General features: G+C 72.4%; 20 protein-coding genes. 10 read left to right on the forward strand and 10 right to left on the reverse strand.

The genetic code is table 11. The features are described from left to right. Positions 1 to 850: calcium-binding protein (locus ABZ887_RS42140; protein WP_361302584.1), on the reverse strand; the 850-nt coding region annotated here is incomplete at its 3' end. 154 nt (positions 851 to 1,004) lie between these two features. Beyond that, positions 1,005 to 2,909, reverse strand: a complete 1,905-nt coding sequence (locus ABZ887_RS42145; protein ID WP_361302587.1) for a hypothetical protein — start codon at positions 2,907 to 2,909, stop codon at positions 1,005 to 1,007. Positions 2,910 to 3,223: 314 nt separating this feature from the next. Here ABZ887_RS42145 and ABZ887_RS42150 point away from each other — a divergent pair, with 314 nt between their 5' ends. The 6 genes from ABZ887_RS42150 (at position 3,224) to ABZ887_RS42175 (ending at position 9,692) form a co-directional block, all read left to right on the forward strand. Next, positions 3,224 to 3,670: a hypothetical protein gene (locus ABZ887_RS42150; RefSeq protein ID WP_361302590.1), complete on the forward strand. Its 447-nt coding sequence runs from the start codon at positions 3,224 to 3,226 to the stop codon at positions 3,668 to 3,670. Then, on the forward strand, positions 3,657 to 6,467 hold the full coding sequence (locus ABZ887_RS42155; RefSeq protein WP_361302593.1) for a tetratricopeptide repeat protein: 2,811 nt from the start codon (positions 3,657 to 3,659) through the stop codon (positions 6,465 to 6,467). Before ABZ887_RS42150 ends, ABZ887_RS42155 begins: the two co-directional genes overlap by 14 nt. Before the next feature lie 201 nt (positions 6,468 to 6,668). Beyond that, complete coding sequence (locus ABZ887_RS42160; protein WP_361302596.1) at positions 6,669 to 8,015, forward strand: GH25 family lysozyme; 1,347 nt, start codon at positions 6,669 to 6,671, stop codon at positions 8,013 to 8,015. Between the two features lie 38 nt (positions 8,016 to 8,053). Then, the gene (locus ABZ887_RS42165) at positions 8,054 to 8,464 is read left to right on the forward strand and encodes a hypothetical protein (protein WP_361302599.1); all 411 of its coding nucleotides are present in this window, start codon (positions 8,054 to 8,056) and stop codon (positions 8,462 to 8,464) included. Between the two features lie 25 nt (positions 8,465 to 8,489). Beyond that, positions 8,490 to 8,915: a hypothetical protein gene (locus ABZ887_RS42170; protein WP_361302602.1), complete on the forward strand. Its 426-nt coding sequence runs from the start codon at positions 8,490 to 8,492 to the stop codon at positions 8,913 to 8,915. 27 nt (positions 8,916 to 8,942) lie between these two features. Next, a complete protein-coding gene (locus ABZ887_RS42175; RefSeq protein ID WP_361302605.1) occupies positions 8,943 to 9,692 on the forward strand; it encodes a D-Ala-D-Ala carboxypeptidase family metallohydrolase in 750 nt (249 codons plus the stop codon). A 60-nt stretch (positions 9,693 to 9,752) separates the two neighbouring features. Here ABZ887_RS42175 and ABZ887_RS42180 read toward each other — a convergent pair whose 3' ends face one another. The 3 genes from ABZ887_RS42180 to ABZ887_RS42190 all read right to left on the reverse strand — a co-directional run bounded on the left by ABZ887_RS42180 (position 9,753) and on the right by ABZ887_RS42190 (position 12,947). Next, positions 9,753 to 10,916, reverse strand: coding sequence for a helix-turn-helix domain-containing protein (locus tag ABZ887_RS42180; protein ID WP_361302608.1), 1,164 nt, complete (start codon positions 10,914 to 10,916; stop codon positions 9,753 to 9,755). Between the two features lie 168 nt (positions 10,917 to 11,084). Beyond that, the gene (locus tag ABZ887_RS42185) at positions 11,085 to 12,065 is read right to left on the reverse strand and encodes a chlorophyllase (protein WP_361302611.1); all 981 of its coding nucleotides are present in this window, start codon (positions 12,063 to 12,065) and stop codon (positions 11,085 to 11,087) included. A 159-nt stretch (positions 12,066 to 12,224) separates the two neighbouring features. Continuing rightward, positions 12,225 to 12,947 (reverse strand): hypothetical protein, encoded by a 723-nt coding sequence (locus ABZ887_RS42190; protein WP_361302614.1) that lies wholly within the window; start codon positions 12,945 to 12,947, stop codon positions 12,225 to 12,227. A 502-nt stretch (positions 12,948 to 13,449) separates the two neighbouring features. Between ABZ887_RS42190 and ABZ887_RS42195 the strand changes: the two genes are divergently transcribed. Then, a complete protein-coding gene (locus tag ABZ887_RS42195) occupies positions 13,450 to 16,347 on the forward strand; it encodes an AfsR/SARP family transcriptional regulator (RefSeq protein WP_361302617.1) in 2,898 nt (965 codons plus the stop codon). A gap of 111 nt (positions 16,348 to 16,458) precedes the next feature. On the opposite strand, the gene ABZ887_RS42200 is transcribed toward ABZ887_RS42195, so the two are convergent. The 3 genes from ABZ887_RS42200 to ABZ887_RS42210 all read right to left on the reverse strand — a co-directional run bounded on the left by ABZ887_RS42200 (position 16,459) and on the right by ABZ887_RS42210 (position 18,492). Beyond that, the gene (locus ABZ887_RS42200) at positions 16,459 to 16,953 is read right to left on the reverse strand and encodes a peptidoglycan-binding domain-containing protein (protein WP_361302620.1); all 495 of its coding nucleotides are present in this window, start codon (positions 16,951 to 16,953) and stop codon (positions 16,459 to 16,461) included. A gap of 175 nt (positions 16,954 to 17,128) precedes the next feature. Next, positions 17,129 to 17,701, reverse strand: a complete 573-nt coding sequence (locus ABZ887_RS42205; protein ID WP_361302623.1) for a hypothetical protein — start codon at positions 17,699 to 17,701, stop codon at positions 17,129 to 17,131. 74 nt (positions 17,702 to 17,775) lie between these two features. Next, positions 17,776 to 18,492 (reverse strand): TetR/AcrR family transcriptional regulator, encoded by a 717-nt coding sequence (locus ABZ887_RS42210; protein ID WP_361302626.1) that lies wholly within the window; start codon positions 18,490 to 18,492, stop codon positions 17,776 to 17,778. Positions 18,493 to 18,625: 133 nt separating this feature from the next. Between ABZ887_RS42210 and ABZ887_RS42215 the strand changes: the two genes are divergently transcribed. Beyond that, positions 18,626 to 20,386, forward strand: coding sequence for a CocE/NonD family hydrolase (locus tag ABZ887_RS42215; protein WP_361302629.1), 1,761 nt, complete (start codon positions 18,626 to 18,628; stop codon positions 20,384 to 20,386). Positions 20,387 to 20,501: 115 nt separating this feature from the next. On the opposite strand, the gene ABZ887_RS42220 is transcribed toward ABZ887_RS42215, so the two are convergent. After that, entirely contained in the window at positions 20,502 to 20,927 is a 426-nt protein-coding gene (locus ABZ887_RS42220; protein WP_361302632.1) for a hypothetical protein, read from the reverse strand. Between the two features lie 36 nt (positions 20,928 to 20,963). After that, complete coding sequence (locus ABZ887_RS42225; protein ID WP_361302635.1) at positions 20,964 to 21,929, reverse strand: LysR family transcriptional regulator; 966 nt, start codon at positions 21,927 to 21,929, stop codon at positions 20,964 to 20,966. Positions 21,930 to 22,037: 108 nt separating this feature from the next. On the opposite strand from ABZ887_RS42225, the gene ABZ887_RS42230 reads away from it, so the two are divergent. Continuing rightward, complete coding sequence (locus ABZ887_RS42230; RefSeq protein WP_361302638.1) at positions 22,038 to 23,246, forward strand: cysteine desulfurase-like protein; 1,209 nt, start codon at positions 22,038 to 22,040, stop codon at positions 23,244 to 23,246. 170 nt (positions 23,247 to 23,416) lie between these two features. After that, positions 23,417 to 23,743 carry a hypothetical protein gene (locus ABZ887_RS42235; protein ID WP_361302641.1) on the forward strand — a complete coding sequence of 109 codons (327 nt, stop codon included), beginning with the start codon at positions 23,417 to 23,419 and terminating at the stop codon, positions 23,741 to 23,743. Positions 23,744 to 23,773: the final 30 nt, after the last annotated feature.

The following is a 23,773-nucleotide window of genomic DNA, read 5'->3' on the forward strand; positions in this document are numbered from 1 at the left end:
CCCGAGGACGCCGTCGCCTGCTCCCTGGAAAACCCCGAGTCCTGCGAGGCCTGCCAGTAATGACCAGCGACAACACCGCCGTGGCCGGGCCGGTGGTGGCGGTGCCGGCGAAGACGTAGCGGAAGTAGCCGTCGGCCTTGGCCTTGGTGGTGGTCCGCAGCGCGCCGCCGCTGCCGCTGGTGACGGTCTTCAGGGTGGTGTAGGTGCTGCTGCCCTTCTTGCGGAACTGCAGCCTGACCGCCTGCCCCTGGTAGCCGGTGTAGCTGCCGCTCGACCAGTTCGCGCGCGTGAGCCTGCCGGTGACCGTGATCGTCCTCCCCTTCTTCACCGGCTCCGGCGAGGCGTTCACCGTGACCTTGCCCAGCCGCTTGACCGACGCCGTGCCCGCGACGTCGATCTCCGTCCAGTCGTCGGTACGGTCCTGCGCCCCGGCGAGCACGTTCCACCTGCCGGCGAGGCCGTTGTGGTCGAGGTCGCGCGCGGCGTCCACGGCGATGCTCACCGTGCAGTTCGCGGTGGTGGGGTTGGCGATGGCCGGCACCTCGCAGGTACCCGCCGGGTACGCCCCCAGGGTGCCGTCCTCGTCGTCGGTGTTCGGGCCGTGCCACAGGTAGGCCCAGGACGCGACGACGCCGTCCGGGTCCGTGGCCGTCCAGGTGATCGTGACGGTCTTCTTGGTGGTGAGGCCGAGGACGATGTCCTTGCCGCCGTTGACGACGACGTTCGAGAACACCGTGTCGCCGGCCGCGGTCCGGTCCGCCGCCTGGGCGGCTGTCGGAAGCACCGACGCGGACAGGGCGGCAAGACCGGTGGCAAGGGACACGGCGGCGACGGCCGGGCGGATGCGCATGGAATCCCCTTTCGGGATCGGCGGCTCGCCGCCTCCGTACGGCGAGTCCTGATGCTGCGTCACACCGCCTAGACATGCGGGGGACCGTCACGGTTGCCCTGTTGTTCCGACTGTGTTCACAGAAACCGGCCGGGTCCCACCGCTCCGTCCCGGATCAGGACCTGCGCAGGACCCGGTTGGCGCCCGCCACCACCGTGGTCACGAGGACCCAGCCCACGCTGACCAGGGCGACCACCGCCCACTGCATGGCGCCGTGGGAGCTGTACGAGCGCTCCTGCCCGAAGTCGACCACCGGAAGCAGCAGGTCGAGGGTGTACACGGCCGGCTGGAAGTCCGGCGGCGTGCCGTCGCCGTAGGGCAGCGGCGGCCAGGCCGAGAACAGCGCGGTGCCGACGGTGAAGCAGACCGCGAGCAGCAGCACCGCGCGCAGCGGCCGGTAGCCGTAGCCGACGGTGAGGTCCTGCAGGAGGCTCCAGATCCGGGCGGGCCAGGCCAGGGTGGCCCGCCGGCGGCGCTGTTTGGCGAGCAGGACGAGGCGGGCGTCGGCGTCGCGGCCGTGGCGCCGGTAGTTGGCGGCCAGCTGCTCGTAGGGCTGCGGTGCGAAGCCGGCCGGGTCGCGGTCGAGCCAGGTCAGCCGCTGCCGGCCGGACAGCGCGGGCTGGGCGCTGTCGTAGGCGAGACCCTCCAGGACCAGTGCGCCGGGCCAGCCGGCCGGGTCGTCGCGCAGCACGCCGACCCGGGTGTGGCTGAGGTCGACGATGCCGCGCGGTGCCTCGCGGGGCTTCAGCGACAGGTCGGCGGCCGCGGACCGCCGGCAGATCAGGGCACGCTCCCCCGCCGGGACGTCCAGCAGGGCGTTCTCGAAACAGAGCTTGGCCCGTACGGTGATGCTGCTGAGGGAGATCCGGCCGTGCGCGGTCAGCCCCTCGCAGCAGTTGAACTCCGCCCCCACCTCTATGCCGTTGGCCCGCAGCGCGGCCGCCCCGGCACTGCCGGTCAGCTCGGCTCCCTCGAACAGGACCGAGCCGCCGACCCGGGCGTCGCACAGGTCCACCGTGCCCTGCGAGACAAAGCCGGACCGGCAGTCGAGGTCGCCGCCGACATGCAGGCGGTGGGCCCTGAGCGCGGTGCCGTCCGGATGGTGCAGCCGGGCCCGCCGCAGCACGACGCTGCCCCGCACCGAGGTGTCCCGCATGTCGACGCTCCCCCGCACGGTGAGCCCCGAGCCGGCCTGTATGTCGCCGCCGACCGAGGCGCAGAGCAGCTGCAGGGCGGGGTCGCCGCCGGGTGCGTCCGGGCCGCCGGGTGCGTCCGGGCCGGTCAGGGTGGCGTCCTCCAGATGCAGCGAACCGCCTATCGAGGCGCCGTAGAGGTTGATCCCCCCGTCGCTGGAGAACCCCCGGTCGAGGTACAGGCCGCCGCCCACGGTCAGTTCGGGTGCCTGGAGGCAGGCCCGGTCCCCCTGGAGCCGGGCACCGCGGAAGCCGAGCGTGTCCTGCACGCGGGAGCTCATGAGCCGGATCGGCCCGGTGCACACCAGTCCGGTCGCCGAGAGGTGCTCCTCGACGGCGAGCGACTGCGCGTCGACGGCCGCCGTGCCGTCGGGCGCGCGCACCGTCGAGCGGTCGAGCAGCAGATGCGTACCGACGGTCAGGGAGCGGAGGTTCAGGGTGCCGTCGAGGGTGCACCCCACGATCTCGCACTCCTGGCCCACCCGCGCCCCGGCCGCGCTCAGCCCCGGCAGGGCGCAGTCCTTCAGCTGGAGCACACCGAACTGCCCGCCGTCGAAGCACGGCGCCTCGTCGAAGTGGCAGGAATCGAGGCGTATCGCGCCCTGGACGGCCGCCTCGGCCAGGTCGAGCGTGCCGGTGATGCGGGCGCCGCGCAGCCGGAGCCGGGCCAGCCGCCCGCGCACCGGGCGCGGCGCGGCGACGAGCAGCCACCGCAGCGCCTCGGCCCGCACCTCCGGCACGTCCTCGCACCACTCGCCGTGCCGGTACGCCTCCCACAGCCGCCGCTCGTGCGCCTCCCAGCCGTCCGGCGGGCCGTCGTCCGACACGGTGTGATCCCCCTCCACACAAGTTCCCGCAAGCTGCTACCCGACGGACACGGAGATCAAGCCTGCGAACCACCGTGACGGCGCGGGCCCTTGGGACTGCCGGGGCCCCTGCGGGGCGCGGCACGTCGACGCCCCGGAAGGGGCGCGGGGGCCTGCGCGACCAGCTCCCGCCGGCCCGCGGACGACCGCGGCGGCCCTCCCTCCGGGCGAGTTACCCCAAGACGGCGGCTCTGTCCGTGCTTTCCATGTTTTGACCCCGAAGGGCCGTCGGTCGCTGTACCTCTGGCAGCACGCGTCGAGGCAAGGGGGGACGCATGCAACGCACGGGGCGTTGGGTCGTCGCGGTGTGCGTGGGGGCCGGTTCGTTCGTGGTCTGTCTGTGGGCGGCGCGGGCCGCGTCGTTCGGCTTCCTGCCCCGTGCGGAGGCCGACCGGTGGGTGGTGGCCACGGCGTTCGCGACGACGGCGGCCGCACTGGTCGGGACGGCGGCCGGCTGGTGGGCGGGGCACGAGGGACCCCCGCAAGCGGCGGACGGGGCGGGGGCGGGTCGGCGGCCGGCGGTGCGGCAGAGCGCCACGGCGTCGGACGACGCCCGGGTCACGCAGGTCGCGGGCGGCCGGCGCCCCGGACCCGGCGCCCCCGCGGAACGCCCCGGCAGGCTGGCCCAGCGCGCCAGGGCAGCGGGCCGGGCCCGGATCACCCAGGTAGGCGGGAACGACGGGAGCGACGGTACGGCGGGTCCCGGGCATGGCGACCGGTAGGAGCAGGGCCGGGCGGGCACAGGCCGCCACCGCGTCCGGGCACGGCCATGTCATCCAGATCACCGGCACCGGCAACCACGTGTGCGCGTCGGGCGCCGGGGACCCGTCGCCGGTGCTGCAGCTCCCGGCGGAGCCGGTGCATCTGGCCGGCCGCGGGCAGGAGGCCGAGGCCGTACTCGCGCTGCTCGCCCCCGCGTCCCGTGGCCGGCCCGACGCCGTCGTCTCGTTGCTCTCCGGGCTCCCCGGCATCGGCAAGACCGCCCTGGCCCTCCATGTCGCCCACCGGGCCGTGGCCCGGGGCTGGTTTCCCGGCGGCGCGGTCTTCCTGCACCTGCGGGGCTACGACCCGGCCGGGCCGGTCGGCGCGGACGAGGCGGTCGGCGCGCTGGCGCGGGCGCTGTGCGTGGACGACGCGAGGACACCGGACGAGCAGGCGGGACTCTGCCAGGCCGCGCTGAACCGGCTCGCGGACGAGGGCAGGGCGGTCCTGCTGATCGCCGACGACGCGGCCGACGCGGCGCAGATCGAACGCCTCGTCCCGGCCCACTCCGCACACCGGCTGCTGGTGACCTCCCGTCACCTGCTCACCAGCCCCTCCTTCCAGCCCCGGCTGATCGGCCTGGACGAGCTGACACCGCAGGGAGCCGCCGACCTGGTCGCCGAGGCCCTGCGGCATGCCCGGCCCGAAGATCCGCGCCCGCTGCGGGAGTCCGGCGCGCTCGCCGAACTCGCCGGGCTCTGCGGACACCATCCGCTGGCCCTGCAGATCGCCGCATGCCTGCTCACCACCGACGCGGGCCGGTCCGTCGCCGCGCTCGCCGCCGACCTCGCCGACGCCCGGACCCGCCTGGACGTGCTGTGCTTCGAGGACGGCGGGCACACGACGGCGGTCCAGGCCGCGTTCCATCTCTCGTACCGGCGGTTGCCGACGCACCACCGGCAGCTGTTCCGGCAACTCGCCCTCAGTCCGGGCCCGGACATCGACACGGACGCCGCGGCGGCACTCGCGGGACGGCCCTGGGCCCGGACCCGGGACTCGCTGGCCGCACTCGCCCGGGCCGGGCTGCTGGCGGAGCAACCGCAACGCTCGGGACGCTGGCGGATGCACGACCTGCTCCGTGTCTACGCGGCCGCGCTGGTGGAGAAGGACAGCGCGAAGTGGCGGGACGCCGCCTTCACCCGGCTGCTGGCGCACTGCGGGCGGCTCGCGCGCGCGGCGGACGCGCACCGGCACACCCACGACGACGAACCGTTGCCGGGCGACTTCCCGGACCGCGCGCACGCCATGCAGTGGCTGGAGGCGGAACGGGCGAACCTGGTGGCACTCATCGTCCGGGCCGCGGCCACCGGACATGCGCGTGCGGTGCTGGAACTGGAAGCACACATACGTCTGTTCCTGCTGGGGCGGAGCCGGTACGCCGCCGACGCCGTGACCGCCGCGCAGCTGGCCGTCGACTGCGCCCGCGCGATCGGCCACACCTGCTGCGAGGCCAACGCCCTGGGACACCTCAGCCAGGCCCTCTGCGACTGCGGACGGCTGCCCGAGGCGGTGGAGGCCGCCACCGGCAGCCTGGACGTCGCCCGGGCACGCGGCGACCGGGAGCGGCAGATCGCGGCACTGCACCTCCTCGGCAGCGCGCTCCGCCAGGCCGAGCGGTTCGAGGAGGCCGCCGCGGCCCATTCCGAGAGCCTGGCTCTCTGCGAGGAACTCGGCGACCGGGGCCGGATCGGCAGGGCGCTCGTGGGCCTTGCCGACACGCTGTGCGACAGCCACGAGTACGAGCAGGCCGCCGGTCTGTTCACTCAGGCCGTACGGCATTTCGCCGCGGTCGGCGACTGGCATGCCGAGGGCCTCAACCTCAATCGTCTCGGGGAGACGCTGTTCGCGATGAAGAGGGTCGACGACGCCGTGGACGCGCACCGCCGCGCCCTCGCCGTCTACCAGGAGCGCGGCGACGAACACCACCAGGCCATCGCCATGCAGTACCTGTGGGCGGTGAGCGAGATGAGCCCGGAGGAGGCGGTGGACAACTACGAGAAGGTCGTGGCCATCTGCCACAAGGTGTGCGACCGTCCGCTGGAGGCCCTGGCCCTGAAGGCCCTGGCCGGCAGGCTCCAGCGGCTCGGCCGGTACGACGAGGCCGTCACGGCCCACCGCAGGGCGGCGGCCATCCACGAGGAGCGCGACGAGGAGAGTCAGCTGATCCGGGTGCTGCGCGACCTGGGCGGCGCCCTGTGCGCGGCCGGCCGTCCCACCGAGGCCGTCGAGGTGCACGAACGGGAGATCGCGCTGTTCCGTACCCGCGGTGACCGGCACGAGGAGGCCGAGGCGCTGGAACGCCTCGCCATGGCGCTGCGGCGCGACCGCCGGCGATCGCAGGCGATGGAAGCCTCCGCGGCGGCGATCGGCCGCTACCGCGAACTGGAGGACACATGGTGCGAGCGGCGAGCACTGGGCGACCTGGGCCTGCCGGTCCGGGACACCTCACGGGCCGACCAGGTCATGGCCGGGTACCACTGGGTCCTGGCCAGCCTGCCGGAGCACGAGGCGCCCGCCCGGGAGAGCAGGATCCTGTTCGCCCTCGTCTTCGCGCAACGGCGGGCGAGGCGCGTCACCGGCATGTTCTGGTCGGTGGCGAGCCTGGTCAGGATCGCGTGCCGGGACGACCGGACCGCGGAGTGGTTCGTCGCGGACTGTCACCACCTGACGAAGGCGTGGCTCCGCCTGCTTCGCCTCGTCCGCCCCGGCACCGCCCTCGCCGCCCTCCGCGACCGGCACCGCCGACCGGCCGGCTGAGCCCCGGAAGCCGGCCCCGCCCCCTCCCCTCCCGTCCCTCCGTGTCCCACCCCCGTCCCAGCGGCGCCCCGTCCCCGCAGGTCAGCGGCGCCCGACCATCCCGGTGTCCCGATCCGGGCCGGCGAAGCCGGACTTGGGGTCGGCCGCTGCCAGCATGTCCCCCGCCGGGAGCTCCCGGCCACTCACAGAGGGGGAACACAGATGGGACGGAGGACGCTTCTGCGGGGTCTGACCCTCGCCGTGGCAGCGGTCCTGCCCCTGTACGGGCCCACGGCGGTGCATGCGGCGCAGGCCGCGGCCACCGCCGTCGCGGTCTGCGGGCACACCAGTGAACAGCCCACGCTGCAGCGGGGATCGACAGGGGACCCGACGGTCGAGGCGCAGTGCGAACTCGATCTCGCGACGAAGCCGAGCCGGTACACGCCGATCGCGGCGGACGGTTCGTTCGGACCCGCGACGGAGACGCGGGTCAAGGAGTTCCAGGCGTGTGCCGGGCTGAGCGTGGACGGTGTGCTCGGCCCGCAGACCTGGGCGGCGCTCAACACCTGGGCCGCCCAGCCGCACACCTGCGCCACCCAGGGCACGTCGGCCACGGCGCAGGCGACCGTGTGCGGCCACACCGACACCCGGCCGACCCTGCGCAACGGCGCGAACGGCGTCGAGGTCAAGGAAGTGCAGTGCCGGCTCAACCTGGCCATGGAGCCGCTCCACTACCCGCCGCTGACGATCGACGGCGACTTCGGGGGCGGCACCGAGTCCCGGGTCGTCGAGCTCCAGCACTGCGCGGGCCTCAGCGCCGACGGCGTCGTGGGCCCCAACACCTGGGCGAAGCTGGTGGACTGGTCCGCCCGTAACACGTACTGCACGCCACCGCGCCCCGCCGGCTACCCGATCGACGGCCTGGACACGGCCAAGTACCAGCACCCGAACGGCGCGCCGATCGACTGGAAGGCCGTGAAGGCCTCGGGTGTCGAGTTCGCGACGGTCAAGGCCACCCGCGGCCTGAACGTCACCGACGAGTACCTCGCCACCGACCTGCCGGCGGCCAGGGCGGCCGGACTGGCCGTCGCGCCCTACCACTTCTACACGGGGACCGCGGCCGACACGGGCGCCGCGCAGGCCGACCGGTTCATCGCCGCGGTGAAGGCGACCGGCTACACCGGGCAGCGCGCCGGCGACCTGCCGCCGGTGTTCGACCTGGAGCGTATGGACGACGGCACCGGACGCTGCCCCACCTACGGCACGGTGGCCGACGCCAAGGCCTGGCTCGACAAGGTGGAGGCGGCCTTCGGCCGCGTCCCGATCATCTACACCCAGAAGTCCTTCCTGGACGACTGCCTGGGTTCGACCACCGCCTTCGCCCGGTATCCGCTGCAACTCGCCGACTACCGGCAGTCGATCACCCAGCCCCCGCTGCCGGCCGGCTCGACGACCTGGGCGATGTGGCAGTACACCGACGCCGCGCTGTTCCCGGGCATCAAGGCCCCGGCGACGGCGGACGTGTTCAACGGCACCCAGGCCGACCTGGACCGGCTGGCCAACCGGTGATCCCGGCCGCCACCGTCGTCGTACCGAGGAGAATCCCCATGACCGCCCGGTTCGCCCGCGCGTCCCTCGTCGCCCTGCTCGTCACCCTGGGCTTCACCGTCCCGGCACCCGCCTCGGCCGCCACCGCCGCTGCCACCACCACCGCAACTGCCGCCGCCACGAGCTGTTACGGCGGAGCGGTCACGGTGCACTACGGGGAGGTGCTCGACTTCGGCCCGTACCTGACCACGAGCCGCTGCAACGACATCAACATGCGCGTCGTCGGCGGCGACGCGGAGTACGTCGTCGCCTGCGTGAAGTTCGCGAAGACCGGCGTCTGCAACCGCTGGACCAAGGTCGGCTGGAGCTGGACGACCATCGCCACCGACGTCCTGGACGGGACCAGGTTCACCGTGCCCAACGGCGTGGACCTGGAAGGCAGTTCCGCCACCATCCAGATCGCTTTCTGACCCCCTCGCCCGAACGGAGACCACCATGACCAGAAACAGGGCGTTCGCCTCGGTTCTGTGCACCGCGGCCGCGCTGCTGGGCGTGGGCGTCGCGCCCGCCGCCGCGCAGACGTCGACCGCCTCGGCCGCCGCCACCAGCTGCTACGGCGGCGCGAAGACCCTGACGTACCACTACCAGGCGGCCGCCAAGGAGTACGGCACCTACACCACGTCGTCGCGGTGCAACGACATCAACCTGCGGCTCATCACGGACGAGCCCGGGGTGTACCTGGACGCCTGCGTGGTGTTCGTCGACCACACCAGCAAGTGCAACAACGGCGACGCGTACACCACGCACGGTACCGAGTGGGGAACCGTCGCCACCGACGTCCTGGACGGCACCCACTTCGTCGTGCGCGTGCACGCCTACGACACCGACGCGCAGAACGTGACGTTCCAGATCGCCTACTGACCTCCTGAAAAGCTCGAAAGGACGACCATGACCTCCTCCTCCCGTCCCCTGGACCGCCGCACCATGCTGCGTGGCACGCTGGCCGCCGGCGCCGGCATAGCCTTCGGCCAGCTGCTGTTCTCGGGCACCGCACAGGCCTATTCCTGGTCGCGCACCCTGGAACAGGGCGCCACCGGCGCCGACGTGACCGAACTGCAGATCCGGATCGCGGGCTGGGCCGCGGACAGCGCGAGCCACAGCCGGGTGAGCATCGACGGGGACTTCGGCTCCGGTACGGCGGCGGCCGTACGCCGGTTCCAGGCCGCGTACGGCCTCACCGCCGACGCCAGTGTCGGCCCCAACACCCAGGCGAAGCTGAACGCGCTGGAGCAGTCGGACGGCTCCACGCTCCACTTCAACTGGACCGAGTTCTACAACCAGACGGACGGCACCTTCAACGGCGGCAAGCTCAGCGCGTCACAGGTGAAGGAGAACGTCCGGCGCTGCATGTACAAGCTGGAGGCGCTGCGCAAGAAGCTGGGCGACAAGCCGATCACGGTCAACTCCGGCTTCCGCAGCATCGCGCACAACGCCGAGATCGGCGGCGCCAGCGACAGCATGCACCTGTACGGCACCGCGGCCGACCTCGACGTGCCCGGGGTGGCCACCAAGACCGTCTACCAGAAGGCCGAGACCTGCGGGTTCTCCGGGCTGGAGACGTACACCGTCGACCACCAGCACGTCGACAGCAGGGCCGACCTCGGCCGTGACTGGTGGTGGGAGGACGGCACGGTCTGACGCCGCTGACGGGGAGCGGAGCTCCGGGTACCGCCGCTTCGGTACCCGGAGCTCCGGGCTTCATTTCTTCGCTGTGGCCTTCGGCGTGCTCTGCGGTGTGCTCTCCAGCGCCGCCTCGCAGGAGGGCCAGTCGTGGAAGTCGTGCCGGACGCTCCACAGCCGGTGGGCCGCCCTGATGTTCCAGTCCGGGTCGAACGCCCGCAGCGGTGTGCCGTCGAGGTCCTGCAGCCGGGCGTCGGAGATCTGGAACACGCCCCAGTTGCGACTGCCGTTGGTGTTCGGGAGCACGTACAGCGGGTCGAGGAACGACGCGCAACGGGCGACGGCGACGGCGGTGCCGGGATCCTCGACGAACACCTCACGGATCCGCTTCGCCACCCTGGCCGGCGCCCAGGTCGTCATGCTCACCTTGTGCTCGTAGAGCGCCTTCTTGGTGGCGTCGTCGACCACGTTGGTGGCCGGCAGACCTGCCAGCACCTGGAACGCGGTCACTCTGCGCAGGGTCTCCGGCCCGAAGTCGCCGTCGACGGCGAGCTTGCCCTTCGCCCGCGCCAGCAGGGTCTGGACCTCGCGCACGCAGGCGTCGTGCTGCCCCATGCTCACGGTCCTGCACGCCGTGGAGTCCAGCAGTCTGCCGCCGGCCGCCGGCGCGGCATCGTCGGAGCTGCTGCCGGGCAGCCAGACGAAGCCGGCCACCAGCACGACCGCGACCACCGCGGCCAGGACCGCGAAACGGGGGGACGGCCTTTCCGGCACCCGGAACCGCTGCGGCCTCCTGGTCCTGGTCTCCGGCGGGGTGACGTCATCCGGTATGGCACCCGTCGGCACGGGCCCGGCAGGTTCGCCCGACTCCGACGCCGGCGCCGGCGCCGACTGAGACTTCGGCTCAGACTTCGGCTCCGGCTCCGGCTCCGGTTTCGGCTCCCGTTCCGCCTCCGGCTTTGGGCTCGCTTCGGCGGCCGCGGCCGGCGCATCCCGGTCGGTGTCCGCCAGTGCCCACAGCCGGTGGAGTTCGCGAAGCTCCTCCGCACTGGCGCCGCACACCTTGGCGAAGGCATGCACCACCCGGTAGTCGGCCGGGACGCTGAGACCGGAGCAGTAGCGATGCAGACTGGAACCGCTGACGCCCGCTTCCTTGCCGAGGCGGTCGTACCCCCGGCCGCTGCGGTCCTTCAGCATCCGAAGGCGGGCGGCGAACTTCTCGGTATGCGGAGAGGCAACCACGCGTCCCCCGTTGCTCAAGCCTCTACTGACGGGTAGAAGCTACACCGCGGGAATGGACCGCGTACGCCCTTCCATTGCCATGATGTGACCGACAATGACCTTTCTCACAACGATATTTGACAATGCGTCAATTACGTCAGCCAATCCCGCCACCTCTCCCCGCATGGCCTACTTGCACTCGACTCGTCCGGTCGGGGCGGTCCCGGTCGTCAGCGCCTCGCACGCCGCCTGCCAGGCGTGGCGGTCGGGCAGGAACTGACTGCGCAGGTAGGCCGCGGTGAGGTGGCCGAGGGCGGCGACGCGCCCGGGGTTCTCGTCGGTGGTCTCGTCGGCGTCGTATCCGGAGATGCCGCCGAGCAGGTGCTCGGCGCCGAACAGGGTGAGCAGGGTCTTGGGGGTGGGGGCGAGGCGGTAGGGGTCGGCATGCCAGTCGGGGCCGATGTCGGTGAAGTGCCGGGAGTCGTCCTTGTCGCCGACGACGACCAGGGTGGGCGTGGTCATCGTGGAGAAGTCTGTGGCGTGGAAGAACGGCACCTTGTCGGCCATCGGTCCGTTGAGGATGTCGCCGCCTCTGCCGGGTGCGGCGAGCAGCACGCCCGCCTTGATCCGGGGCTCGCTCAGGTCCACGTCCGTCCCGGTGTCGGGGTCGGTGGTCCGGGCACCCAGCAGCAGGCTCGCGGTGTGTCCGCCGAGGGAGTGCCCGGCGACCGCGATCCGGTCGTGGTCGAGGCGCCCGGCGAGCCCCGGCACGGCGTTCTGGATCTCGTCGAGCCGGTCCAGGACATGGCTCATGTCCTCGGCGCGCGAGCGCCAGAAGAAGGGGCCTCCGGGGGCACCGGCGAGTCGTCGGCTCAGGGTCCGGGAGCTGAGGTGGGTGGGCTGCACGACGGTGAATCCGGCTGCCGCCCAGAGGTTGGCGAGGGGCGCGTAGCCGTTCAGCGAGGAGAGGTTGTTGGAGCCGCCGTGGCCGTGCGAGAACAGGATGACAGGCAGGCCGGTCCCGGTCGCGGGCACGGAGACCCGGACCTGGAGCTCCACGGGCCGTCCGGGCACGGACAGCGTCACCGGGCTGTACGACAGCACGGGAGCGGGTGGGCCGAAGATGTCGGTGGCGTCAGTGATGTCGGCGATGTCGGTGAATGCACTCATGGTGAGCGGTTCCCTTCTGCGTCCCGCGCGTCGGCGACCGGGCGAGCCCGGCCACGGCCGACGAAACGGAACACTGTCCCGATTACTATCCGGAACAGCGTCCCGTTTTGTCAAGCGGCGCCGAAACTAAGCGAAGAAGCCTCATCACGGGCGCGGGCCTCATCCGTGGTAGAGCACGCGCACGGCGTACACGTCGCCCGGAAGGGCGTCGAGGTACTCGGTGAAGTAGTGGCGCCGCTCGGCGTTCGCGACGTCCAGCCAGCGTCCGTCCAGGGTCAGCAGGGCGTTCGAGGGCAGGACGGCGTCCACGGTGTGGCGCACCAGGGCTTCGAGGTCGCCACCCAGGTGGGCGACCGGATCGTCGCCCACGAGCTCCTCCAGCTCCGGAGTGTCCAGGAGCGCCGCGATGGCCGGCTGCGTGCGGTAGTCCTCCAGTGCCCGGGCACGCGGGTAGTTCTCGGGATCGGTGTAGTGCCGAGCCCAGAACTCACCCGCCGCGCGGGCGGGAGGGTAGGCCTTGGCGAAGTCCTGCCACGCTTCCAAGGCATGGCGGGCCTCGGCGGCCGCCCGCACCCGCGGTGTTTCGAGATCCAGCAGTGCGCGCGGGCCGCCGTCGCACAGTCCCGGCGGAACGTTGCGCGGCTCTCCGGACAGGGCCTTGGCACCCCGGACAAGGCGCGGGTCGTCCTCGTGCCCCGGGACGACCAGGAACTCGCAGCCCCCGCCGTCGATCTGCCAGTAGTCCCACCAGGTCTCGACGTCCGGACCGCCGACTCCGACATCACGGTTGTAGTCGAACGGCGCCATCGCCGCGCCGATGGCCCGGACCACGTCCCCCGGGTCGCACGGCGGCACGCACACCGTCACTCGTTCTCTCGCCACAGCTCATTCCTCGGTCTCTCGTCACACTCATGCCGACGGGCACGCCTGTCCGGATCGCCACCGGTGCACCCGCCCCGCACCCCCACTCGGGCCCCGGAAGAACAGAACACGCCACCCGGCCCCGCTCCGAAGCGGACCGCCCGATGCCCGGCCGCACGGGCCGCGCCCTCCGGGTCCTTCCGACGGATCCCCGCACCTGGATCAAGACGTGGAGCGAAGACCGCAGACGAGATCCTCGACGAAGTCGCCGCCTGCCGCCGCCGATTTTCCGGTGCGGCCGGCGCCGGTCCGACGGCCGTGGCCCTGCCCGACGCCGGAGAGCACCTGCCCGGCGCCGGAGAAGACCTGGCTGGCCGGAGCCTTGTCGGTCTCTCTTGCGCGCGCGTAGCGTCTGGTGGGCCTGGTGCCTGGGAGGTGTCGACAGGACGACGCCGGTGAAAGGGCTGACCGGCCAGGCGAGAGTGCGGACGGTGTGCGCGTCCGATCGCCGGGGGTTGTCGTGGTGACGTTCAGACTTCTCGGGCCCGTCGAGCTGGTGGGCAGCGGCCTCGTCGACGTGGGTCCTCCGCAGCGGCGGAGCGTGCTGGCGGCGCTCGCGGTGGACGCCGGCCGGGCCGTGCCGCTCGAGACCCTGATGAGACGGGTGTGGGGTGAGGATCCGCCGGAGGGCGCGCGGCAGGCGCTGTACGCGCATGTGGCCCGCATCCGGCGGGTGTTGGCAGCCACCGGAGCCGCTCGCACGCCAGGCCTGCTTCGGCGGGGCGGTGGGTACGTGCTGGACACCGACGCGGAGGAAGTGGACCTCCACCGGTTCCACCGCCTGGTCGCCGACGCCCGCAGAGCCGGCCGGGGCGGCGCCGGGCAGGTGACGATGCTCCGTGAGGCTCTGGACCTGTGGAGCGGGGAGCCGCTCGCGGGACTGTCCGGGGAGTGGGTGTCGCGGATGCGCGACACCTGGCAGCGGCAGCGGCTGGACGCGGTCACGGCGTGGGCCGACGCGGAGACGGCGGTGGGCAACCACGCGGTGGTGATCGGCCGGGTGCCCGAGCTGATCGGCGAAAACCCGCTCGTGGAACCGCTGGTGGCCGTGCTGATGCGGGCGCTGTACGAGGCGGGACGCGGTTCCGAGGCCCTGGAGTGCTTCGCCGAGACCCGCAAACGGCTGGCCGAGGAGCTGGGCGCCGATCCGGGGACCGAGCTCCGGCGGCTCCACCAGGCGATCCTGCAGGGTGCCTCGAAGCCGGCCGAGGCCGAGGAACCGCCGCCTCGGGCACGGCGGCGGTCCACGCCGGTCCTGGCACGTCTGCCCCTGGACGTACCGGGTTTCACCGGCCGGGAGGAGGAGCTGGCCCGGCTCGACAGCATCCTCGCGGAGGGCATCGGCGCCCCCGCGGTGGCGGTGGTCTCGACCCTCTCCGGAACCGCGGGCGTCGGGAAGACAGCTGTGGCCGTCCACTGGGCGCACCGGGTGGCCGACTGGTTCGAGGACGGCCAGGTCTACCTGAACCTCCGTGGTTTCGAGCCTTCGCGGCCACCCGTGCCCCCGGCGGAAGCACTGCCCCGGCTGCTGGAGGCATTGGGCGTGCTCCCCCAGCACATGCCGGTGAGCCTGGACGCGCAGACCGCCCTGTACCGCGGCATGCTGGCGGGACGGCGGATGCTGGTGATGCTCGACAACGCCCGCGACGCCGAACAGGTGCGGGCGTTCCTGCCCGGCAGTCCAGGCTGCTTCACCCTGGTGACCAGCCGGAACCGGCTCTCCGGCCTGATCGCCCTGGAAGGCGCCCGGAGCCTTGCCCTGGACGTACTGCCCGCCGCGGAGTGCCGGCGACTGCTCGCGCGCCGGCTGGGGGCCGGGCGCGTGATGTCCGAACCACTGGCGGTGGACGAGATCGTGAGCCGCTGCGCGCGGCTGCCGCTGGCCCTGGTGATCGTGGCGGCCCGCGCGGCGATCGAGCCGCGGCTCGGCCTGGCCCGGCTCGCCGCCGAACTCCGGGACGCCCAGCACTCCCCCGACGGGCTGGACAGCTTCGGCGACGAGGACGCGCGGGCGGACATCCGGGCCGTGTTCTCCTGGTCGTACGGCGCCCTGAGCCCGCAGGCCGCCCGGATGTTCCGGCTGCTCGGCGTGCACCCCGGCCCGGACATCAGCGTGGCCGCCGCCGCGAGCCTGGCCGGGCTCCCCGTCGAGCACGCCGGCCGGCTGCTGACGGTGCTGGCCGACAGCCACCTGGTCACAGAGTACTCGCGCGGCAGATACGTACTCCACGACCTGCTGCGGATGTACGCGGCCGAACTCGCCGGCACCGCACACACCGCCGACGCATCCGCCGACGGCGACGCACCCGCCGCCGACGAGACGCGAGGAGCCGACGAGACGCGAGGAGCCGACGAGACGCGAGCGGCCGAGGACCGCGTGTTCGGCCACTACCTGCACTCCGCCCACGCCGCCGACCGCATGCTGGACCCGCATCGCGACCCGATCGCGCTGCCGCCCGTGGTCCCCGGCGTCTCCCCCGAGCACGCCGCGGACCACGGAGCAGCCCTTTCCTGGTTCACCGCCGAGCACCCCGTGCTCCTCGCGGTGGTGCACCGGTGGGGCACCACCACGCGGGCACCGGGTGCCCCGATCTGGCAGCTCACCCGCGCCCTGACCACGTTCCTGCAGCGGCGCGGCCACTGGTCCGACTGGGCCACGGCCCAGGAGGCCGCGCTGGCCGCCGCCCTGCGCTCGGCCGACGCGGCCGGGGAGGCCGACGCCCACAGCGGCCTCGGCCGTGCCTGCACCCGCCTGACGCGGCTGGACGACGCGCTCACCCACCTCACCCGCGCCCTGGATCTGCACAAGGCCCTCGGCGACCGTACCGAGCTGGCCCACACCCACCTCGACCTGGCCCGCCTGCACGCCCGGCGGGACGCCTACCCCGAAGCGCTGGCCTGTGCCGAGGAGGCCCTTGCCCAGTACACCTCCCTGGGCCATCGGACCGGGCAGGCCCGGGCCCTGAACTCGGTCGGCTGGTACCACGCACAGCTCGGCGACCACCGCCAGTGCCTGGTGTTCTGCGGGCAGGCGCTGGAGCTCTTCACCGAACTCGGCGTCCGCGACGGGCAGGCGGACACCTGGGACAGCCTCGGCTACGCCCACCAGCACCTCGGCGACCACCGCCGGGCCGCGGACTGCTACGGCAACGCCGTCGCGCTGTTCCACGGTCTCGGGGACCGATACTTCGAGGCCGACGTGCTGGCCCACCTCAGCGAGAGCCACCGGGCCGCCGGCGAGACCCCGGCGGCACGGCGGGCCGCCCGGCGCGCGGCGGACATCCTCGACGAGCTCGGCGTCCCGGACTCGGACGGCGTCCGCGCCCGGCTCCGCCGCCTCGGCGTGCCGGCCGGCCCCTGACCGGCCGGGGCCTCCGCGTGGACCAGTTCGGGATCGACCGGGTCGGCCCTCGGCCTGCGTACGACAGGCAGCGTGTCCGCACGGCGGGCCGCCGTGCGGACACGTCATGGGCTATCGCGAGTAGCAGACGCCCGTGTGCCTGCCGTTCTGGCCGTTGGAGTAATCGTACGCCTGGAAGTAGAAGTAGGAGCTGGTTATGGGGCCGAAACGGCCGTCCACGTCCAGCACGTGGGAACCCCAGTCCTTGTTGATCTTCGTCTGGGCGTTCTTCACCGCCTGCTCGGTGGCGGGGCCGAAGTCCCGGTCCTCCGCGATGTTCTGGCCGAAGCAGGCGTTCAGGCTCTCCTGCACGACCAGTACGGGAAGGCTGTTCATCCCCCGGGCCACGACGCAGTTGTAGTTTCCCGAGCCCGCCGACGGCACGTGGAGGTACCAACCGCCGCCGACACTCACGTTGGTGAAGCCGGTACACGCGACTTCGGCGGCAACCGTCTTCGGCGCAACCTGGGCCGACGCCGTTCCTGGGCTACCCACGACCAGCGCCGGGACGGCGAGCGCCGCCACTGCCGCCAACGAAGCCAGGCTTGCCCGTCGTGTCGTTCGCATCGATTCCCTCTCCTTCGTCCCACGTCCCTCGCACGGATGCGCGATGACGTGCGCCGTCGGGACCTTCCACGCCGGTGGCCGGCGGGGTCGCCTCGGGGCACATGACGACGATGGCCAGGGAGTCTTGCCGGAACCTTGCCGTCACCTTGCCGCCCCGCCGGCCGCGGAATCCGGGCTAGACGGTCACATGGGCGTAGACCAGGGGCGCGGAGGTGTCGGTCTCGTCGACGGTGACAAGGCCCGTGCCGACCGTGTCGCCCGGTTCGGGGATGTCCGCGTAGAGGCCGGCGATGTGGTGCCCCTTGGCCTCGATCTTCCAGGGCAGCCCGACGGAGTCGATGTCGTCCTGGTCCAGGACGGCGTCACCGGCCGCCAGGTCCCCGGTGGTCTTGTGCAGGGAGGTCAGGAACTCCTTGAGGCCTGCGGGGGTGGTGCGGAAGCGCAGGTAGATGTCCTGGCCGCTGTCCGCGCTGCCGTCGCCCGGGACCACCAGGTAGGAGGCGTCCCGGGCTGCGGCCGGCACGGCGGTCCGGAAGGTCTTCTGGAGCGCGGCGCCGGGGATCCCGTGTTTCTCCGGCGAGGACTTCGGCAGCGCGTTGTCCTTGAACCCGAAGAGCCCGAAGAACCCGAAGAGCCCGAGTGGTGCCGCGAGGACCGCCCCGGCGACCAGCAAGAACGCACAGCCCGTCAGCACCACGAGCGCGACGGGCGGTCGCCGTTCGCGCTCCGGGCGCGTCATGTCCGGCATCGGGGCTTCTTTCGCATGTCGGAGGTGCCTCGGGCGGTGAAGTCCCGGGCGGGGCCGGTGGTGTGCACCCCGGATCAGCCGGAGTCGAGGCCGTCGACCAGGCGGCCGAGGAAGCGGTCGAACGTGGCTTCGGGGGTGAGGGGGCGCCCGGGCGAGGCGAGGGCTGCGGCCAGCTCCGGATGGTGGCCGTCCGATGCGACGGCGGCCAGATAGCGGGCCTCGGCTGCGGCCCGGTCGGGTGACTGCGCGGCTGCGGCCTGCGTGATCTCGTAGCTGACGTGCCCTGCTACGAACGCGGTGAGCTGGGCGAAGACCTCCAGGTTCGCCGCGCCGTCCAGCCCGGTGGGCCGCAGCGCGGCAAGTGCTCGTTCCAGGAAGGCCAGGGTGTTGGGGCCGGGTGTCCGACGGGTGGACAGGGCGCCGGGCAGCCAGGGGTGACGCAGCATCAGGGCACGCTGGAGACGGGCGATGGTCTTGAGGTCGGCACGCCAGTCGCCGGTGGGCGCGTCCGTCGTCGGGAGTTCGCCGCTGACGTGGTCGACCATCAGCTCCAGCAGGGTCTCCTTGTCGGGGGCGTAGCTGTAGAGCGACATCACACCGGCTCCGACCTGTGAGGCGACCCGCCGCATGGTGACCGCCTCAAGCCCTTCGGCATCCGCCAGGGCGACGGCCGCCACCGTGATCGCCTCACGGCTGAAGGCGGGCCTGCGCCCTCTGCGGGGTCCTGCGGGCCCCAGCCAGAGCTGTTGGGGGTCGACGCCCCTGGCGCCGGACGCTCCGTCACGGGTCACGATCTTCGCAGTCCCCTTCTCCTCGCTACAGCCCTTGCTACGGCCCTCGCTGCAGCCCTCGCTGCGGTCCTTGCGAGAGTCATCCAAGCATCCGCCATTCTCGTACGCCGTACGAGAATAGCGGAGGGGAATGATGGCATCGCCCACGCACCACGCCACGTCGAACCCGGCCTGGACGCCGCCTTCCGGGAAGCCGCCGTGGTCCTCGCGGCTGATGAGAGCGATCTGGCGCGATCTCCCGGCCAGGCGGCACGAAGCCGGGTGGGAATCCGGGCTGGTGGCGCCGGCCGCCGACGGCAGTCCGTTGATCACGGATCACTACTTTCCTCGCGCGGAGGGCGACTTCCCCACCCTTGTCGTGCGCTCGCCGTACGGCCGGGGCCTGCCGTGGTCGCCCATGTACGGCATGCTCTTCGCCGAACAGGGTTTCCACGTCGTCCTGCAGAGCTGCCGCGGTACCGGCGGCTCCGGCGGTCGCTTCGATCTGTGGCGCAACGAGGCCGCCGACGGTCAGGCCACGGTGTCCTGGCTGAGAGAGCAGCCCTGGTTCAACGGCACGCTGGGCACGGTCGGCCCCAGCTACCTGGGTTATGTGCAGTGGGCGCTCGCTCTGGACCCGCCGCCCGAGCTGAAGGCGATGGTGGTGCAGGTGGGTCTGCACGATCCCTACGCCCTGTTCCACACGGACGGTGCGCTTCACCTGGAGAACGCCCTGCTCGTCGGCGTCGGCATGACGTACCAGCACCGGGGGACGGCATCGTTCGTGAGGGCGACGCTGCGCCTGCGGCGCCGACTGCGCGGAATCATTACCGCGCAGCCCCTGCGCGGGGCGCACATGTCAGCCCTCGGGCGCGAAGTGCCCTGGCTGGACGACGTGATGACACACCCGGATGCCGACGACCCGTACTGGGACGGCGCGTCCAAGGGAAGGGCGGCGGAGCGGCTGAGCGTGCCCACCGGTCTGATCACCGGGTGGCACGATGCGCTGGCCGACCAGACCTTCGAACAGTACGGCCGGCTGCGTCGGGCCGGATGCGAGACCGCCCTGCTCGTCGGCCCCTGGACACACACCTCCGCGCTCCAACGGGGCTGGCCCGAGGTGTTCGCCGAGAGCCTCGCCTGGCTGCGTGCGCACCTGTGTGCGGACTCTTCCGGCCTGCGCCCCACCGCAGTGCGTGTCCACGTCGGTGGCGAGGACGCGTGGCGGGACCTCGACGACTGGCCGCTGTCCCCGGCCGCCGCACCATGGTTCCCCGCCCCGGGCGGGTACCTCACCCAGCAGCCCGCCACGGACTCCGCACCGCTGGCGTCCTTCCGCTACGACCCGGCGGCCCCCACCCCGTCGCTCGGCGGCCCGCTGCTCTCCCCGGCTGCCGGACCTCGTGACAACAGCGCGCTGGAGGCCCGCGAGGACGTTCTGACGTTCACCGGTCCGCCGCTGACCGAGCCCGTGGACATCCTCGGCCCGGTCTCCGCGCGGCTGAGCATCGCCACGGACACCGGACACGCCGACGTCTTCACCCGCCTGTGCGACGTGGACGCACAAGGACGTTCCACCAACATCTGCGACGGGCTCGCTCGGCTGCGGACGGTTGGGCAGGCACCTTCGCAGGTCACCGTACCGATGAGCGCCACCGCCCACCGCTTCGCCGCCGGTCACCGTATGCGCTGGCAGATCAGCGGAGGCGCCCATCCGCGCTATGCCCGGAATCCCGGTACCGGGGAATCGCCGCTCGATGCCGAGGAACTCACGCCGGTGCGCATCACCCTCCACGCGGACTCGGCGCTGATGCTTCCTCGGAGCGTCAAGGCCGCACAACCCTTCGGCGTTCAGCAGCCCGACGCATGGACAGACGCATGGACAGCGGCCACAGCCCGGCCCAGGACGCCGTAGTCACGCTCACCGGCGGACACATGGCCGGGTCGAAACGCCGGTTCGTCTGCCGCCGGTGGGTACGGGGTCTTGCCGACCAACGCCGACCCTTGGAGTGGCCGGGGGGCGGCGGCTCTCAGCCCTGGACGAGTTTGGCAACGCCCTCACCTGCCCGATCGGCCGCGGTGTAGAGATCACGGATCTTCTCCAGGAAACGGGCGAGGACATCCGGGTAGCCGGCCGGGACATCACCGTGGCGAAACGTCCTCGCGATCTCGTCGGCGTGGTCGGCGACGGACCGTTCGACGTCGACGGCGGCCAGGAACCGGGCTGCGACCGCCACCTCGTCCGGCGGGAGGTAGAAGCAGGCGGTGCCGAGGTCGTCGTCGCCGAGGAGGTCGCCCATGGTGAGCGGAAGTCCGCTGATCTCCTCGGGCCCCTGAGCCAGCAGGACCTGCTCCAGGACCTCCCACTCCCGGCCGAGAAAGCACTCACTCTCCACACCGCCGCGTTCACCCGAGAATCCGGATACGACATGCCGGAACCCGCTGTCCGCGTCCACGGCGGAAATCCTTCGAAGCGTCATGTCCACAGCCGACTACTCCGATCCACAGATCTGATCACCGAAGTGTGAGAACCCCCTGACGACCGCGCTCTCCACCGCGCCGGTCAGGAGCGTGACCAGCTCGTCGACGGCCGGAGGACGGGGGCCGGGTCTGCTGACGGCGAGGATCTCCCGGTGGAGCGGCGTGCCCCCGGGCGGCAGCAGCACCCTCTCGACTCCGGCGTCGTGCCCCGCGCCGAGGAGGGTGGCCGGGATCAGGCCCACCGCGAGACCGGCCCGGATCATGGCCAGCATGCTGTGCAGGTCCTCGGTCTCCAGGGTCACTTCGGGCGCGATCCCGAGTTCCCCGGCCCAGCGGGCGAGCAGCCGCCGGTCGGGGTTGTGCGCGTGGCCCGACACCCACTCACGTTCCAGGCAGGCGGCCAGCTCCACCGGGCGGCGGCGTCCCGGCTCCGCCCCCGTGACCAGGACCAGCGGTTCGCGCCCCAGCACGGTGATCGTCAACGCCTCGGACGGGGCCGGCGGGTCCTCGGGCAGGTAGCGGTAGGCGACGAGCAGGTCCAGGTCCCCCGACCGCACCCTCGGCAGCCCCTCGTCCGTCTCCACGACGACGAGACGGATGAGCGGCCCCGGGCGGCGGGCCCTGAGCGTGGACAGGACCTGCGGGAACAGGTGGCTCACGGCGCTGGGGTAGGTCCCGACGCGCAGTTCGGCGATCTCGCGGTCCGCGATGCCGCTCACGGCGTCCCGGAACCGCGCGGTCGCGTCGAAGAGCGTCTCGGTCGCCTGGGCGAGGGAGCGGCCGGCCGCGGTGAGGATCAGCCGGCTGCCGGGGCGGCGGACGATCAGTTCGACGGCCAGGTCGCGTTCCAGCGCGGCGATGTGCTGGGACACCGCCGACGGCACATAGCCGAGTTCGGCCGCGGCCTCGGTCATCGAACCCCGGCGCACCACGGCCAGGAAGGTGGCCAGGAGCTTCAGATCCGGCTGGGACTTCACGGTTCATGAACTTTCGCTTCGGAATCCATCGCTTTACGTGTCACGAGGTCGACGTCAGAGTAAAGGCACCCCGACGCCCGGCGCTCCGCCCGACAGAAAGCCGAGACCATGGCTCTCGATCCCACCGCCCTGCGGGCCCACTTCCCCTCCCTCGCCACCGGCCTCGCCTACTTCGACGGTCCGGGCGGAACACAGACCCCCCGCCCCGTCGCCGACGCCATCGCCGCGACGCTGACCGGCCCCCTGTCCAACCGGGGAACCGTCAGCCCGTCCGAGCTCAACGCCGAACGCGCGGTCAAGGACTTCCGGACCGCCTACGCCGACCTGCTCCGCATGCCCGCGAACGGCGTCGTCCACGGCCGCAGCGCCACCCAGCTCACCTACGACTTCTCACGCCACCTGGCCAAGACCTGGACGGCCGGCGACGAGATCGTCCTCAGCCGCCTGGACCACGACGCCAACGTCCGCCCCTGGATCCAGGCGGCCGAGCGCGCCGGAGTGACCGTCCGCTGGATCGAGATCGACGCCGACACCACACAGCTGGACCTCGACTCGTACGAGCGGGCCCTCTCCCCCCGGACCCGGCTGGTCGCGGTCACGGCCGCCTCCAACGTGCTGGGCACCAAGCCGCCCCTCCGCGCCATCGCCGACCGGGCTCACGAGGCCGGCGCCCTGGTGTACGCCGACGGCGTCCACTACGCCGCGCACCACCTCGTGGACGTACCCGCCCTCGGGGTCGACCTGTTCGTCTGCTCGCCGTACAAGTTCCTCGGACCGCACTGCGGAGTGCTCGCGGCAGCCCCCGAACTCCTCGAAACCCTGCGCCCGGACAAGCTCCTGCCCTCCCCGGACACCGTCCCCGAACGCTTCGAGTTCGGCACGCTCCCCTACGAGATCCTTGCCGGCGCCACCGCGGCCGTCGACTTCCTCGCCACGATGGACCCCGGTACGTCCGCCACGCAGACCTCACGCAGGGAGCGCCTGACGCGGTCCCTGACCTCCCTGCACGAGCACGAGCAGTCGCTGCGGACGAGGCTCCAGGAGGGCCTCGATGCCCTGGGCGACGCCGTCACCCTGCACTCGAAGGCTCCCGACCGCACCCCGACCCTCCTGATGACCTTCGCGGGCCGCGACGCCCGCGAGGCCCAGACACACCTGGCCGCGCGCGACGTGGTGGCACCCGCGGGATCGTTCTACGCGCACGAGCCCTTCACCGCGCTGAAGCTCGAAGACCCCGCCCTGAGAGCGGGCCTGGCCCCCTACAACACCACCGACGACGTGGACCGGCTCCTGGACGGCCTGGCGGCCTTCCTCTGACCCGCGAGGCGGCGACGCCATCGGCCCGACCCCAGCGATCCGCGGAAAGCCGATTGGCGATCAGCGTGCAATGGGCATGAACCGGATACGGGCGTACGGCCGCTCCACCTCGCGGCCGATCCGGTCCCCGATCCCCCTTTCCCTGTTCCGTGCCGGTACGGAGAGATGCCATGAGCACGACCCATGAAATGCAGCTGGTCAACACGTTGGCATCGGGCGCCGAGGAGTGGTTCTGCCCGAGTTGCCGGCGCCGGATACTGATGCAGTGGCCGCCCCGGTACGAACTGGTGGTACTGGAGCGCGGCGACGAGAGCGTCACCCATACGGGAGGGAAGGGCGGCCTGTCGATCGTACGGACCGACGTGACCGCCACACCGACAGTCCCGCAGCCGTCGGCCATGCCCTCCGGGCCGAGGCCGGAGGACAGCCGCTGGCTGCGGGAGATCGGCATCGCCTGGGACGACGAGGCGGGCCCGGACTCGGGCTCGGCCGCGTGAGGCGTGGCCCGGTGCCCGTCACCGTCACCG

The sequence above is a fragment of the Streptomyces sp. NPDC047061 genome, from assembly GCF_040643955.1.
Classification (GTDB): domain Bacteria; phylum Actinomycetota; class Actinomycetes; order Streptomycetales; family Streptomycetaceae; genus Streptomyces.

Coding starts and splice junctions, on each gene's coding strand:
- ABZ887_RS42150 (WP_361302590.1), top strand. CDS start 3,224: ATGCAACGCACGGGGCGTTGGGTCGTCGCGGTGTGCGTGGGGGCCGGT.
- ABZ887_RS42155 (WP_361302593.1), top strand. CDS start 3,657: ATGGCGACCGGTAGGAGCAGGGCCGGGCGGGCACAGGCCGCCACCGCG.
- ABZ887_RS42160 (WP_361302596.1), top strand. CDS start 6,669: ATGGGACGGAGGACGCTTCTGCGGGGTCTGACCCTCGCCGTGGCAGCG.
- ABZ887_RS42165 (WP_361302599.1), top strand. CDS start 8,054: ATGACCGCCCGGTTCGCCCGCGCGTCCCTCGTCGCCCTGCTCGTCACC.
- ABZ887_RS42170 (WP_361302602.1), top strand. CDS start 8,490: ATGACCAGAAACAGGGCGTTCGCCTCGGTTCTGTGCACCGCGGCCGCG.
- ABZ887_RS42175 (WP_361302605.1), top strand. CDS start 8,943: ATGACCTCCTCCTCCCGTCCCCTGGACCGCCGCACCATGCTGCGTGGC.
- ABZ887_RS42185 (WP_361302611.1), bottom strand. CDS start 12,065: ATGAGTGCATTCACCGACATCGCCGACATCACTGACGCCACCGACATC.
- ABZ887_RS42200 (WP_361302620.1), bottom strand. CDS start 16,953: ATGCGAACGACACGACGGGCAAGCCTGGCTTCGTTGGCGGCAGTGGCG.
- ABZ887_RS42205 (WP_361302623.1), bottom strand. CDS start 17,701: ATGCCGGACATGACGCGCCCGGAGCGCGAACGGCGACCGCCCGTCGCG.
- ABZ887_RS42215 (WP_361302629.1), top strand. CDS start 18,626: ATGGCATCGCCCACGCACCACGCCACGTCGAACCCGGCCTGGACGCCG.
- ABZ887_RS42230 (WP_361302638.1), top strand. CDS start 22,038: ATGGCTCTCGATCCCACCGCCCTGCGGGCCCACTTCCCCTCCCTCGCC.
- ABZ887_RS42235 (WP_361302641.1), top strand. CDS start 23,417: ATGAGCACGACCCATGAAATGCAGCTGGTCAACACGTTGGCATCGGGC.